Annotated in this window: 13 protein-coding genes; 6 read left to right on the top strand and 7 right to left on the bottom strand. The window is 37.6% G+C overall.

Annotation, left to right across the window (positions count from 1 at the left end):
• The first annotated feature begins 32 nt into the window (after nucleotides 1-32).
• The 3 genes from PDT38_RS05655 to PDT38_RS05645 all read left to right on the top strand — a co-directional run bounded on the left by PDT38_RS05655 (nucleotide 33) and on the right by PDT38_RS05645 (nucleotide 2,944).
• Nucleotides 33-911 (top strand): LysR family transcriptional regulator, encoded by an 879-nt coding sequence (locus tag PDT38_RS05655; protein ID WP_270799635.1) that lies wholly within the window; start codon nucleotides 33-35, stop codon nucleotides 909-911.
• A gap of 101 nt (nucleotides 912-1,012) precedes the next feature.
• On the top strand, nucleotides 1,013-1,354 hold the full coding sequence (locus PDT38_RS05650; protein WP_270799634.1) for a hypothetical protein: 342 nt from the start codon (nucleotides 1,013-1,015) through the stop codon (nucleotides 1,352-1,354).
• 876 nt (nucleotides 1,355-2,230) lie between these two features.
• A complete protein-coding gene (locus PDT38_RS05645) occupies nucleotides 2,231-2,944 on the top strand; it encodes a LysM peptidoglycan-binding and 3D domain-containing protein (RefSeq protein ID WP_270799633.1) in 714 nt (237 codons plus the stop codon).
• A gap of 48 nt (nucleotides 2,945-2,992) precedes the next feature.
• Here the strand turns inward: PDT38_RS05645 and PDT38_RS05640 are convergent, their stop codons facing one another.
• The 5 genes from PDT38_RS05640 to PDT38_RS05620 all read right to left on the bottom strand — a co-directional run bounded on the left by PDT38_RS05640 (nucleotide 2,993) and on the right by PDT38_RS05620 (nucleotide 5,956).
• The gene (locus tag PDT38_RS05640) at nucleotides 2,993-3,124 is read right to left on the bottom strand and encodes a hypothetical protein (protein WP_270799631.1); all 132 of its coding nucleotides are present in this window, start codon (nucleotides 3,122-3,124) and stop codon (nucleotides 2,993-2,995) included.
• A gap of 186 nt (nucleotides 3,125-3,310) precedes the next feature.
• A complete protein-coding gene (locus tag PDT38_RS05635; protein ID WP_270799629.1) occupies nucleotides 3,311-3,475 on the bottom strand; it encodes a type II toxin-antitoxin system SpoIISB family antitoxin in 165 nt (54 codons plus the stop codon).
• On the bottom strand, nucleotides 3,475-4,218 hold the full coding sequence (locus tag PDT38_RS05630; protein WP_270799628.1) for a type II toxin-antitoxin system SpoIISA family toxin: 744 nt from the start codon (nucleotides 4,216-4,218) through the stop codon (nucleotides 3,475-3,477). The genes PDT38_RS05635 and PDT38_RS05630 overlap by 1 nt, the downstream gene beginning before the upstream one ends.
• A 109-nt stretch (nucleotides 4,219-4,327) precedes the next feature.
• Nucleotides 4,328-5,326, bottom strand: a complete 999-nt coding sequence (locus tag PDT38_RS05625) for an inorganic phosphate transporter (protein ID WP_270799627.1) — start codon at nucleotides 5,324-5,326, stop codon at nucleotides 4,328-4,330.
• A gap of 12 nt (nucleotides 5,327-5,338) precedes the next feature.
• Nucleotides 5,339-5,956 carry a DUF47 domain-containing protein gene (locus PDT38_RS05620; RefSeq protein ID WP_172294264.1) on the bottom strand — a complete coding sequence of 206 codons (618 nt, stop codon included), beginning with the start codon at nucleotides 5,954-5,956 and terminating at the stop codon, nucleotides 5,339-5,341.
• Nucleotides 5,957-6,182: 226 nt separating this feature from the next.
• Here PDT38_RS05620 and PDT38_RS05615 point away from each other — a divergent pair, with 226 nt between their 5' ends.
• Both PDT38_RS05615 and PDT38_RS05610 read left to right on the top strand, forming a co-directional pair.
• The gene (locus PDT38_RS05615; protein ID WP_270799624.1) at nucleotides 6,183-6,833 is read left to right on the top strand and encodes a YesL family protein; all 651 of its coding nucleotides are present in this window, start codon (nucleotides 6,183-6,185) and stop codon (nucleotides 6,831-6,833) included.
• Nucleotides 6,834-7,159: 326 nt separating this feature from the next.
• Nucleotides 7,160-9,028, top strand: a complete 1,869-nt coding sequence (locus tag PDT38_RS05610) for a rhamnogalacturonan lyase (protein WP_270799622.1) — start codon at nucleotides 7,160-7,162, stop codon at nucleotides 9,026-9,028.
• A gap of 85 nt (nucleotides 9,029-9,113) precedes the next feature.
• Here the strand turns inward: PDT38_RS05610 and PDT38_RS05605 are convergent, their stop codons facing one another.
• Nucleotides 9,114-10,424, bottom strand: coding sequence for an APC family permease (locus tag PDT38_RS05605; RefSeq protein ID WP_270799619.1), 1,311 nt, complete (start codon nucleotides 10,422-10,424; stop codon nucleotides 9,114-9,116).
• 238 nt (nucleotides 10,425-10,662) lie between these two features.
• On the bottom strand, nucleotides 10,663-11,886 hold the full coding sequence (locus PDT38_RS05600; RefSeq protein ID WP_270799617.1) for a S1C family serine protease: 1,224 nt from the start codon (nucleotides 11,884-11,886) through the stop codon (nucleotides 10,663-10,665).
• Between the two features lie 219 nt (nucleotides 11,887-12,105).
• Between PDT38_RS05600 and PDT38_RS05595 the strand changes: the two genes are divergently transcribed.
• Nucleotides 12,106-12,930 carry a M55 family metallopeptidase gene (locus tag PDT38_RS05595; RefSeq protein WP_270799615.1) on the top strand — a complete coding sequence of 275 codons (825 nt, stop codon included), beginning with the start codon at nucleotides 12,106-12,108 and terminating at the stop codon, nucleotides 12,928-12,930.
• The last annotated feature ends 17 nt before the right edge of the window (nucleotides 12,931-12,947 follow it).

The raw sequence follows: 12,947 nt of genomic DNA, 5'->3' as shown, positions 1-12,947 counted from the left end.
TGAAGATTATTAATAATAAGAGGTGAACTCATTTGTATTATGATGCCTTAAAAACATTTGTTACCCTTGCAGAAGTGAAAAATTTTACAAAAACAGCTGAACGTCTCCTTGTCTCACAGCCAAGTGTGAGTATTCACATCAAAAATTTAGAGAAAGAATTACAAACGACATTATTTGAACGCTCACCGAAAAACTTAAAAATTACCCCGACAGGTGAGATTTTATATGACCGTGCCAAACAGATGATCTCCATATATGAACAAACAAAACAAGATATTCTCGATCATCACAATACGATAAAGGGTGAACTAAAAATTGGAGCAAGTTTTACAATCGGTGAGTATGTCTTGCCAGCATTATTATTTAATCTTCAAAAGGATTATCCTGAGCTTGAACTACAAATTGTCATTGGAAACACTGAAGAAATAGTTGAATCGGTCCGTCTTTATGAAGTGGATATTGGTTTAATTGAGGGGCAGACAAATGACAAAGATCTTTCTGTGCATCCTTTTATGCAAGATGAATTATTTATTACCGCATCAACTAGTCACGTATTGTCCAACCAAAAAGAAGTGACAATTGCTGATCTCCACAATCAGATATGGGTGACAAGGGAACTCGGCTCAGGCACTCGAGAATACCTTGACCATGTCATTCGCTCCAATGGTTTAAAAGTAAAATCATTTTTAACTATTAGCAGTAATCAAGCGATTAAAGAAACCCTTATGACGGGGATTGGCCTTTCTTTGCTGTCGGGCAGTGTAATTGCACGAGATATACAGCATGGAACACTATCAATCATCAGCTTGAAAAACCAATCTTTTCACAGAACATTTTCTTATATTTATTCTCCCATTATGGCAGAGAAAAAAAATGTCAATATATTTATTGATGCATTGACAACATGTTGAAACTATGTTTTTGGATATTTTGTGAATGATTTCCTCCAACAATTGACTACTCAAATCAGATGGAATATCCTGGGGTTATCATGGAAGAAAGGGATGATGATATGAAAAGATTAGTGAAAGGTTTAGTAGTTTCATTTGTATTCGCTGGCTTTTTTGCACTTCCATGCAATCCTTTACATGTTCAAGCAAAAGAATTATCGCAATCAGTCCATGTTTCCAAAACTGGGTTTTCTCCACAAGCGATTGTGATCAACAGACCGATGACAGTTGGACAAGAAGATCAATATGTCGGAATTACTAACGTATCATACAGTGGCAGTGCCATTACAGTCAGAATTGCAGGAAATAGAGTTTATGTAAAAGCCATCCATCGTGGAAAAGCAGTGTTTTCCTATCGAAATACGTTAGGAGAACTCGTGATCAACAATATTACCGTTCGGTAAAAGTTTGAAGATCCCACAAGTACCTTTAAGTGAGAACAATCTGTTATGTAATCGTTTTGGCAGCTGTTTTCATGAGTGATTTTTTTAAAGTTTATTTTTCTACATTTGTATAGGTGAAAAACATTTTAAAAAAGTAAAAGTTTTTTATAATAGTATATAAATCATGGACAAAGAGCTATTCGAATCATTTCTTAGTGAACCATCAGCTGTTGGTTCTTAGGAATAGCTCTTTTTTGTATGTGTGAAGATCAATTTACTTCTTCTTTTCCTCAATAAAAATCCAGAAATAATAAGCAAACCACATAACTAAAGGAAATATATATACAATGTGTTTAATGCCTTGTGGAAGATACAATATTAAGAATATACCAAGAATAAGTGTTGGAACTACTAATATATAGTATTTCTTTCTGTGCAAAAAAATCATCCTTTCTGCTTTATATATTAACGTAATTTTAGTCATCAAACTAGGATTGTCTAAAATATCTTTTATCAACATGGATCAGGGGGAATTGCAAGACTCCTGCGGGAGTATCCCCCCGCGGAATGCAAGAAAATTTCCCGATTTTTCTATCATAATTGTTGCTTCAAACTACTTCTCAACGGAATCATTTGTGAAAACATAAACTAGTAAATACTTTAGTTTCTAGCGTAATGATTATCTACCATTAATGTGTAGAATGTTATAAAAGATGAAGAAACCCTGTGTTTCAACGCATAACATGAATGGAGAGGTCTAAAAAGCTGATCTTCAAAAGACTTGAGTAACCAAATTGTAACTCAATTTATATCATTCTGTTATGAGAATGATATTTTTCTATGATACGATTGTCCCTGTTAGTTTCTTAAAGAACTAACAAAGGGAGGATTTAACTTATGAAAAAAACAATGATGTCCTTGATCGCAGCTTTCGCTTTCTCAGCAACTGCATTCGGAGTAAATGCCTCAGCCAAAGAAATTAAAGTGGAGAATGGTGATACGCTCTGGGGGATCTCTCAACAGTATGGGATGAACCTTAAGGACTTAAAAAAATGGAATCAGCTTTCATCAGACATTATTTTGCCAGGGCAAAAGCTGAACATTTCTTTGCCAAAAGAAGAATCTAATCAACACAAGTACACTGTCAAGTCAGGGGATACATTAGCAAAAGTAGCTAAAAAGTTTGCTGTGGATGTCCAAGATCTTAGAAAGTGGAACAATATAACGTCAGATCTTATCATCACAGGTGAGACGATAACAGTCTATCAAAAGAGTACAAATGATAAACAATTGAATACGCAAACGAACACGCAAAGAACGACAAAAGAAATCACTGTGACGGCGACTGCCTATTCAGCAAATGACGGCGGTATTTCGGGAATTACGAAAACAGGTATTGACCTTAATCGTAATCAACATGCAAAAGTAATTGCGGTTGATCCAAGTGTTATTCCGCTTGGTTCCAAAGTATATGTAGAAGGTTATGGTGAGGCGATCGCTGCAGATACGGGAAGCGCCATTCGTGGAAATAAAATAGATGTGTTTATTGCAAATAAAGGAGACGCCTTAAATTGGGGCGTGAAAACTGTAAAGGTTAAAATATTAGATTAACAAAAAATGCAGGGGAAGCATATTCATGAGGCCCCTGCGTCTTTTGTTTTAATCTTTCTTTTTCCGCTTGTTCAGTGCCTGAATCATTTTTTCGCTTCTTTCTTTTAGCATTGTGGTATAAACAGACAGGCCAAATCGACCGAATTCAACGTGTTTTACATGTTTTTTTAGTTTTTTCACAGCATCACCTTACCAATTGACATTCATCACATTATCATATGTATTCATTCTAAAAATGGAATGAAGAGTTGTAATTAAGAAACAAAATTGTTAAAAATTATCATTCTAAACTGTTGATATAACAGGGTTTGTTAAACGTAAAAAGGGCGTCCAATAGTCAAAAAAATGACTTATTGGACAGTCCCTTCATGCTTTTTTTCGTTTAAATTCACTAATTAGCTGTTTGTTTTGTTTGAAAATCCGTTCAGTGTGGGGACTGACTTGATAGGTTGCAAAGTTGGAATTCGCTTGTTTTATACACTTTCCGCGCTTCTTTGTCATGCTATACTTTTTCTGAAAAGCTGGTTCCATTAATTGTCCTCCTCTTCGTTTGGCAATAGGAGATCGTAAATACTGGTTAGGGAAGTAAATAGAAGATAATCAAATTCTGTAACAAGATCTTCTGATGTTAGTTTCATAACATAGTCAATATCATGAATTGAAAAGGGAATCAAAATCATCGTTCCACTTTCTTCATAATAAACATCTTTTCGATCCAATTTTTCTTGGACAGCAAAACGATCTTCCGTGTGTTCTAGCAAGTGATCTTTGCTTTCTTCTGAATTATATTCACATAAAGCGGCTGATATATTCATTTTTTCTGCAAATTGTTTAATGAGTTTTTCAATACCTTCTGCATATGCTTCTATATCTCCATAATAAATGTGGATTGGCTCGTTTTTCAATAGGTATTGAAACGTTTTTAGTCTGTTTTGATAAGTGTGAAGTAGGTCATTATTTTCTTCAAGCAGTATTCTTGTGTCAACTGCCAGTTCATTGCTTCCGATCCTTTTAAAATATGCATTTAAGAAAATAAAAGCATCTGTTAATGTGAAAAAGACAGCAACAATTAAATAGTAGAGCCAATTTGTAAAAAGGGATTCAGGGTGTACAGTCCAATATAGAACTGCACCGATTACATAAAGGAGATACCAAGTTTTACGAATAGCAGCCGTTTTTTCTTTTAGTTTTTTTTCAAAACGCCAGACAGCTAAAACATACAAAGCCAAGGCGAGAACGATAAACCAGACTGAGAATTGATAGAATAACAGCATAACTTGTTCCCTCATTCCGAGAAAAAAATTTAGTACTATTCTTATAGTTATGCTTGCTATCTTTTGAACATGAAAACTCCCATCCATTTTTTGGATGGGAGTTGGTCAATTAAAAAAACAAATCAAGTATAAAGTAGCCAAGGGCACCAAGAGCAGCTGAAATCGGAAGAGTAATCACCCATGTGATAACCATTCGTTTTGCAGTACCCCAATTTACACCTTTTACTCTATGTGAAGCACCGACACCTAAAATAGATGAAGATATGACATGTGTTGTGCTTACCGGTAAATGAATAATTGTTGCACCAAAGATAATCGCTGCACCTGTCAAGTCAGCAGAAACACCATTAACAGGGCGAATCTTCATAATTTTTCCGCCCACCGTTTTAATGATTTTCCATCCACCAATAGAAGTTCCAAGCCCCATGGCTGTTGCACATGCAAACTGCACCCAGAATGGAATATCATATGAAGTGTGCATGTTACCAGCGATTAAAGCCATCGTAATAATTCCCATCGCTTTTTGCGCGTCATTTGTTCCATGGGTATAAGACTGAACCGCAGCCGTTAAAATTTGCACTCTACGGAAATGCTTATTTGTTTTAGCTAGGTTGCTATTTTTAAAAATGACTTTTACAATACTGTAGATCATGTAGCCCACAACAAATGCTAAAATTGGTGAGAAAATAAGAGCTTCGATAATTTTAATAAATCCATTGTATTTAATTGATCCAAATCCGTCTGATGCAATAACAGCACCGGCAATTGCTCCAATGATTGCATGCGAAGAACTGCTTGGTATGCCAAAATACCATGTTAAAAGGTTCCAAGTAATTCCGGCGATAAGAGCAGCCAATATGACGAGTGATCCATTTGCTAATTTAAAGGGATCAGCAATATCGCTCGTAATCGTTTTAGCAACCCCGGTAAATGACAAGGCACCGGCGAAGTTCATCACAGCAGCCATCATAATCGCATGTCTAGGTTTTAAAGCTTTTGTCGATACCGAGGTGGCGATCGCATTTGCTGTATCATGAAAGCCATTGATAAAGTCAAATGCCAAAGCAAAGATGACAATCAATATGGTGAGTACAAATAAAAGATCCATTATAATCCCTCGTTACGCATTTTTCATAATGATGGTTTCTAAATTATTTGCTACACTTTGGCAAAAGTCCGCAATTTCTTCAAGTGTTTCATAAATTTCTCGGTATTGTATGACTTTGATTGGATCTGTTTGTGTCCCAAAAAGATTTTTTAATGATTTACGATGCAAATTATCACAATTGTGTTCATATTCTTTAATTTTAATGGCGTGAGGTTGAATTTCATTAAGGCGGTTTTCAGCCATCAATTCAATTGTTATTAAAATTTCTTTGGCGCATTCTCTAATATATCCGCTGAATTTGTCGATATGTTCATCTGAAGAAGTAATTGAGAAAATTTCCATCATCGCAGAAAAATGCTCAATACCGTCAAGTACATCGTCAAGACTATTGGTTAGCTGAAGGATATCTTCACGTTCAATCGGTGTGATGAATGCTTTATTCAGCTCCTTAATCATCGTATGTACATAGTTATCTCCTTTTATTTCATACTCTTTTAAGGTATCCGCAAATTCTTTAAGGGTCGTTTGATTCTTGACTTTATAATTAACAAAGTACTCAGCCGTTTCATCTAAATTTTTTGCAATTTCCATTAAAAGCAAAGAAAACTTGTCTTTTTTTCTTTTCAACATTTGAAACCCTCCATAGTTTAAATGAGACAATGCACACATCAAAATATTATATAACTTTTTGTCGAAAAAAAATAGGTGCAGTCGAAAAAAATAGATGAATTTTGAATTGGAAATCATAAAACATAAGAGGAAAACACTGATTTAGCTGTGCATCGGGAGGATTTTTTTACAGAAAGGAGAAGTATTTAAATGTAAGCGTTTTCTAAAAGATCTGGGGAGGCCTATCATGAATCATGCGTTTTGGAATGGATGTAGCCGATTTTTTGAGTGGGTATTGAGGTTAGCATATTTAAATATGCTATGGATTGGTTTTTCTTTAGGAGGACTAATCATTTTTGGATTAGCTCCAGCGACTGTTGCGATGTTTGCTGTCACAAGACAATGGGTGTTGGGGAGAAGGGACATTCCTGTTTTTGAAACTTTTTTCGAAACGTTTAAAAAAGAATGGGGCAAATCAAGTATTCTTGGTTTAATTCTGTTATTGATCACTTTGTTGTTCTATTTCGATTTTAAGATGGCGGTCTTTTATTTTGGCGGTCAACTCGCTGTACTTAGTTTGTTGGTCAGTTTGTTTATTATTTACAGCATTATACTCCTGCATATTTGTCCAATTTATGTCCATTATGATATGAAACAAATGGAAGTGTTAAAATACAGCTTTATTATCGGTTTTTCCCAGCCGCTTGTTTCTATGCTGATGATACTTAGTGTAAGTGGTGTAGTGTTCCTGTCTTTATTTCACTTTATATTTCTCGCTCTTTTTAGTGGGAGTGTTCTGAGTTTTATATTGACAAAACTGGCATTTCGAGCTTTTCATGCGGGGGATCATCGCCGTGAGAAAGGGAAGGAACAAGCTTTTTCAATGCGTCTAAAATAACTTCACCGCTTGAAAGTAAATTCATATGTCATAATGATTATTTTTTTTAATTACTTTATACCTACTTTTTACTTCTGCTTGTTTATTAGTCTGCCTTACTATATGGATAGAGTTGATTGTCATGATGGTCACTACTAATGACAACAAATGGAGATAATCCAATAGTACCGAAAAGGATTTTATCGGACTGGAAAAACTAGACTAGTAGAACTATAAAGCCTCATGGTATACAAATAAAGGAAAATTGAATATATATGGAACTCATCATATAATTTGTTATTGTGTGCGCTCGCAATAACAAATTTTAATGTTGAAGGGAAAATGTGATGAGAGGGACAAAGTGGGTCAAATTATTCGTAGTTGTAACATTTTTAACTATTAGTTTTGTATCGTCTTTTCAGATACAGACGAAGGCAAGTGGAGATGAGACAGGACAGGCAAGGCAAATGGAGTTGTTAAAACGCGGGCTGGTCGCTGTTAAAACGGAAAAAGGTGTGTTTCTTAGCTGGCGATTGCTCGGTACTGAGCAACCTTCTGTTTCATTTAATGTGTATCGAAACGGACGTAAACTTAACAAAACACCGATTACGTCAAGCACAAATTATCTAGATGTAAACGGAGATAAAAATGCAACGTATGACGTAAGAGCTATTATAAATGGTCATGAGCAGCGTCCATCTGACAAGGCTCACGTCTGGGGAGAACAATATCAATCTATCCCATTAGACAAACCTGCCGGAGGAAAAACACCTGATGGGGTACGCTATACATATAGCGCAAATGATGCAAGTGTTGGTGATCTTGATGGTGATGGCGAATACGAAATTGTCCTTAAATGGGATCCTTCAAATTCAAAGGACAATTCACAGAATGGGTATACAGGAGAAGTGTTTGTTGATGCTTATAAGCTAGATGGTACACGGCTGTGGAGGATTGGTTTAGGTAAAAACATCCGTGCTGGTGCCCATTATACACAATTTCTTGTCTATGATTTCGATGGCGACGGTAAAGCGGAAGTCGCTATGAAGACGGCTGATGGATCGAGGGATGGAAGCGGCAAGGTGATTGGAAACGCTCATACGGATTATCGTAATGGAAGAGGCCGGATTTTGTCAGGAAATGAATATTTAACAGTATTTAAAGGAGATACAGGTAAAGAGCTGGCAACCGTCAACTATGATCCAGCGCGAGGAAAGGTAGCTAATTGGGGTGATCGATATGGAAACAGGGTTGACCGTTTTCTTGCCTGTGTGGCATATCTCGATGGAAAAACACCAAGCATTGTGATGGCTCGTGGCTACTATGCGAAGACTGAGCTTGTCGCCTACAACTGGAGAGGTGGTAAGCTAACAAAACGGTGGACGTTTGATTCCAGTACACCAGGTAATCAAAAATATGCAGGGCAAGGTAACCATAATTTGAGTGTTCATGATGTTGATAATGATGGAAAAGACGAAATCTTGTATGGTTCAATGGCTATTGATGGTAATGGCAAAGGTTTATATTCAACAGGTTTAGGCCATGGGGATGCACTGCATGTCGGAGATCTTGATCCAACAAAACCTGGTCTGGAAGTCTTTCAAGTTCATGAAGAAAAGAAATCTCCTTATGGATTATCATTCCGTGATGCGGCAACAGGCAAAGTCATTTGGGGTGTCTGGGCTGGGAAAGATATCGGACGCGGAATGGCGGCAGACATTGATCCACGCTATCCTGGAGCTGAAGTTTGGTCATTTGATGGTCTCTATACTGCACAAGGTAAAAAGATCGGCAACCGCAGACCTGCCTCAATTAATTATGGTATTTGGTGGGATGGTGACCTTCAGCGGGAACTCCTTGATGGTAACAGGATTGAGAAATGGGATTATCAGCATGAAAGAACGAACCGTCTGCTGACAGCGGATGGATGTTCTGCAAATAACGGATCAAAAGAAACACCTACCCTTCAAGCAGACATTCTTGGAGACTGGCGTGAAGAGGCAATCTGGCGTACAAATGACAGCAGTGCGCTTAGAATCTATACAACGACAAATGTGACAAATCATCGTTTATATACGCTCATGCATGATTCCGCTTATCGCCTTGGAATTGCTTGGCAAAACATTGGTTATAACCAACCGCCACATACTAGTTTTTATTTAGGTGAAGGCATGTCATCCCAAAAGAAACCGAATATTTATACACCTAAAAACTAGAACTTAAAGCTATAATTCAATTGTCAGAAACATGAACAAAAGCCGCCGATGATGCCTGTTGGCTATTCGGCGGCTCATTTTAGCTTCAGGCTTTCTTTTTCATCCAGAAATAAACTGGAAGTCCAACGAGCCCGATTAAGATCGACCATAAACAACTGTAAAAGTCTGTGATCAGGGTGCTACAAAGGACAAAGAGGGAGCCAGCTATCGCGATAATTGGCATAAATGGGTAAAGTGGAACACTGTACGCTCGCTTGATTCCGCTGTTACGCTTCCGCAAAATAAAGACAGCGAAAAATGCCATCACATAAAAAATATAAATCATAAAAATCGAAATCTCTGATAACTTTTCAGGATTGCTGATCATCATCAAAATGACCGCTAAGATAATCTGAACAATAACGGCGATCCAAGGTGTATGGAATCTTGGATGAACATGGGCTATCCAACGTGAAAATGGTAGCTGTTTTTTTTCTGACATCGCAAAGATGACGCGTGGAAAAGTAAGCACTTTACCGTTCAAACAGCCAAAAATACTAATAATAATGCCAATTGAAATCAATTTGCCACCGATTGAACCGAATAGCATTGTGGCAGCAGTACTTGTAGCATTCTCACCAAGTTTTACAATTTGCTCAGCCGGTAAAACGTGAAGCAGTGCGACATTGATCAATAAATAACAAGCCGTCACAATCAACAAACCGCCAGTCATTGCTTTTGGCAGCAGTTTTTCAGGGTTTTTCATTTCACCGCCAAGAGCTGTAAGGAGAATCCAGCCATCATATGCAAACAGTGTCGCTAAAACCGCAGCTCCAAAGTTCTGTTCTCCGATACTGCTACCCACTGCACTAAAGATATGCTGATCACCTTTCCAAAGCCCGAAAATAATAATACAGGCAATCGGAATCAGCTTACCAATCGTTGTAATGGCCTGAACCACACCACCGTATTTTGTACCAATAATATTAATAATGCATAAAAATGCGACAGTAATGATACCAATTAGTGCAGCCCATGACTTGTCCCATGAAAATAGATGGGTCATAAGAGAACCAAAATACAATCCGAGCGCTCCGATAATAGCTGGTCCATAAATGATAATCTGTACCCAACCGCATAAAAAGCCCCAAAACTCTCCATAGATTTCTTCAAGATACGTATAAAGCCCACCTGTTTTCGGGATTTGTGTACCAAGCTCAGCGATGGTCAGCCCGCCTGCAAGTGTTAAGATTCCACCAAGGAGCCAGGCAAAAAGTGCGATCTGTGCGCTTCCAGAATAAACAAGCACACTGCCGGGCTTCATAAATACGCCAGAACCAATAATTGTTCCTATTACAAGAGAAAGCGCAAAGAACAAGCCGATCTCTTTCTTTAGTCCATTTGCTTCTGCATTCATTGATGACGCCTCCCTAGCTGTATTAAAACCTATTTCTATTGTAATAGCATTTTAAAAAAACAGAAATAAAATAAATTTTCTGATTTTCGTATTTATAGAACGTATTAATCTTTTTTCAGCATAATCAATACAATATACCTATTCAAAAACGAACTTTTTTAAAAGGTTTTTATATTAATGTTTGTGTTTTTGTGAATTTGAAAAGGCTGTCGACGCTTCGACAGCCTTTTCAAATCGTTTATGAAGTTGTTTCTTCTTTTTGATCAAGTGTAAGTTGTTTTGTCATTGTCTTGCCGTTTCTAATAATTGTAACCTTTACTTTATCTCCGATATTGGTGTTTTTATAGAGAATGTTTCGTAAAGTGCTACCTGAATCAACATTTTTTCCATTCAGTTTGATCATACAATCGTTCTCTTGAAGACCTGCTTTATCGGCTGGGGAACCTGATTGGACTTTACGAATGTAGACACCTTTGTTTAATTGATTAGGGCCTACTCCAAGTGTGCCTGTCTGATATTGTTCAGGGACTTGTTCAAGATCCATCATCAGGATGCCGATGAATGGCCGTTCGATTTTTCCTTTAGCCAGCAGTTCTTCAGCAATTGGCTTCACATCATGGCTGGGAATTGCAAAACCAATGCCCTCAACACCGTTTTGACTAATTTTCATGCTGTTAATCCCGATGACTTCACCCTTTGAATTTAAAAGGGCTCCACCACTATTCCCGGGGTTGATTGCTGCATCTGTTTGAATGACATGCATCTCAGTTTTACCGGCAGATGTATCGACGGGAACGGTTCGATCTACACCGCTGATGATACCTTGTGTAACAGTCCGGGAAAGCTCATTGCCGAGCGGATTGCCTATCGCGATCACAGATTCTCCAGCCCGTAGCTTTGTCGAATCTCCAAAATTAGCAACTTTGTCTACATATTTAGCTGGAATCTCAACAACGGCAAGGTCTGTTAAAGGATCGCTACCCATAAGTTTTCCGTCTGTTTCTTTACCGTTTGCTAGAGAAACTGTCAGTTTATTTGCCCCTTCGACAACATGATTATTTGTGATGATATAAGCTTTTCCGTCTGTTTTTTTATAGATAACACCTGAACCTGATCCAGCTTTTTCCTCGTTTGAACGATCACTTTCAAAGCCGAACATATCAGCGCTTGACTGTTTTTGATAATTTGAAATACCGACGATGGTTGGCGAAACATCTTCAACCATTTCAGAAATATCCGCTGATTTGTTGATGACTTGTTTCGTATTCGTATGAAGAGATGAGGAAGAATCTGTTGTTTGTTGTGAAACAGATGAATTTACCGGTTCATCTTTGTGATCATTGATAGTCGTTATCCCAAGAACGATGCTTCCTCCAAGGATTCCGCTGATCACCGGTGTCAGCCATGAGAAATTCCGTTTTGCCATTTTAGATTTAGGATGTTGTTCCTGATTGGTTTCCATGTTCACCACACTCCTATTTATTATCATTACCTTTTATATATCCATCATAAACCAAGAAAATGGGAAAAATGTGAAAACAATATGGGGAATTGTCAAAAAGAATAAAGTTGGCAAATTCCATTTTTGTCAAATATTATTGCAATGGAGGCGATTTTTTAATATAATTTGTTGGAATATTCGTAAAATAATAAAAAATTTGAGAGGTTTAGGGGGATGTTGATGAAACTCTACATGTCAGTTGATATGGAGGGGATTTCCGGTCTACCTGATGAAACATTTGTCAATTCAGGCAAACTGAATTATGAACGAGGAAGAACCATTATGACAAATGAAGTGAATGTTGTAGCCTGTGAAGCTTTTCAAAATGGTTGCTCAGAAGTACTTGTCAATGATAGTCATTCAAAAATGAACAATTTACTTATTGAACGGCTTCATCCTGAAGTAGCCCTTATTTCGGGAGATGTCAAACCTTTTTCCATGGTTGAGGGACTTGATCATACATATGGAGGGGCGATTTTTCTCGGCTATCATGCGAGAGCATCACTAAGAGGGGTGATGTCCCATAGTATGATTTTTGGTGTTAGGCATTTTTATATCAATGATCAGGTGGTTGGTGAATTAGGATTCAATGCCTATGTAGCTGGCTATTACGAGGTTCCAGTACTGTTGGTTGCTGGCGATCGCCAAGCGACAATTGAAGCTGAAGAACTGATTCAGAATGTGACGACAGCGGCTGTCAAAGAAACGATTTCTCGTTCTGCTGTCAAATGTTTGACACCAGAGAAAGCGGGTCGCCTATTAAAAGAACAGACAGCATATGCGCTGAAAAACAAAGATAAAGTGAAACCGCTCATCCCGCCTGACAAGCCTGTGTTAAGCATTGAATTTGCTAATTATGGTCAGGCGGAATGGGCCAATTTGATGCCTGGTACTGAAATCAAACCGGGGACAACGATTGTCCGCTATCAAGCAAAAAATATTTTAGAAGCTTATCAAGCAATGCTTGTCATGACAGAGCTTGCCACGCGAACGACATTTTCTTAAAGGAAGGTGTGATCAAC

The organism is Bacillus changyiensis (assembly GCF_027706145.1).
Taxonomy (GTDB): domain Bacteria; phylum Bacillota; class Bacilli; order Bacillales; family Bacillaceae; genus Bacillus; species Bacillus changyiensis.
The sequence above is the reverse complement of the archived record's forward strand: the minus strand, read 5'-3'. Positions and strand labels throughout refer to the sequence as shown.

What these genes read in the sequence shown, in the direction of transcription:
- PDT38_RS05650 (WP_270799634.1), top strand. Translation starts at nt 1,013, where the DNA reads ATGAAAAGATTAGTGAAAGGTTTAGTAGTTTCATTTGTATTCGCTGGC.
- PDT38_RS05645 (WP_270799633.1), top strand. Translation starts at nt 2,231, where the DNA reads ATGAAAAAAACAATGATGTCCTTGATCGCAGCTTTCGCTTTCTCAGCA.
- PDT38_RS05635 (WP_270799629.1), bottom strand. Translation starts at nt 3,475, where the DNA reads ATGGAACCAGCTTTTCAGAAAAAGTATAGCATGACAAAGAAGCGCGGA.
- PDT38_RS05630 (WP_270799628.1), bottom strand. Translation starts at nt 4,218, where the DNA reads ATGCTGTTATTCTATCAATTCTCAGTCTGGTTTATCGTTCTCGCCTTG.
- PDT38_RS05625 (WP_270799627.1), bottom strand. Translation starts at nt 5,326, where the DNA reads ATGGATCTTTTATTTGTACTCACCATATTGATTGTCATCTTTGCTTTG.
- PDT38_RS05620 (WP_172294264.1), bottom strand. Translation starts at nt 5,956, where the DNA reads ATGTTGAAAAGAAAAAAAGACAAGTTTTCTTTGCTTTTAATGGAAATT.
- PDT38_RS05615 (WP_270799624.1), top strand. Translation starts at nt 6,183, where the DNA reads ATGAATCATGCGTTTTGGAATGGATGTAGCCGATTTTTTGAGTGGGTA.
- PDT38_RS05610 (WP_270799622.1), top strand. Translation starts at nt 7,160, where the DNA reads ATGAGAGGGACAAAGTGGGTCAAATTATTCGTAGTTGTAACATTTTTA.
- PDT38_RS05605 (WP_270799619.1), bottom strand. Translation starts at nt 10,424, where the DNA reads ATGAATGCAGAAGCAAATGGACTAAAGAAAGAGATCGGCTTGTTCTTT.
- PDT38_RS05600 (WP_270799617.1), bottom strand. Translation starts at nt 11,886, where the DNA reads ATGGAAACCAATCAGGAACAACATCCTAAATCTAAAATGGCAAAACGG.
- PDT38_RS05595 (WP_270799615.1), top strand. Translation starts at nt 12,106, where the DNA reads ATGAAACTCTACATGTCAGTTGATATGGAGGGGATTTCCGGTCTACCT.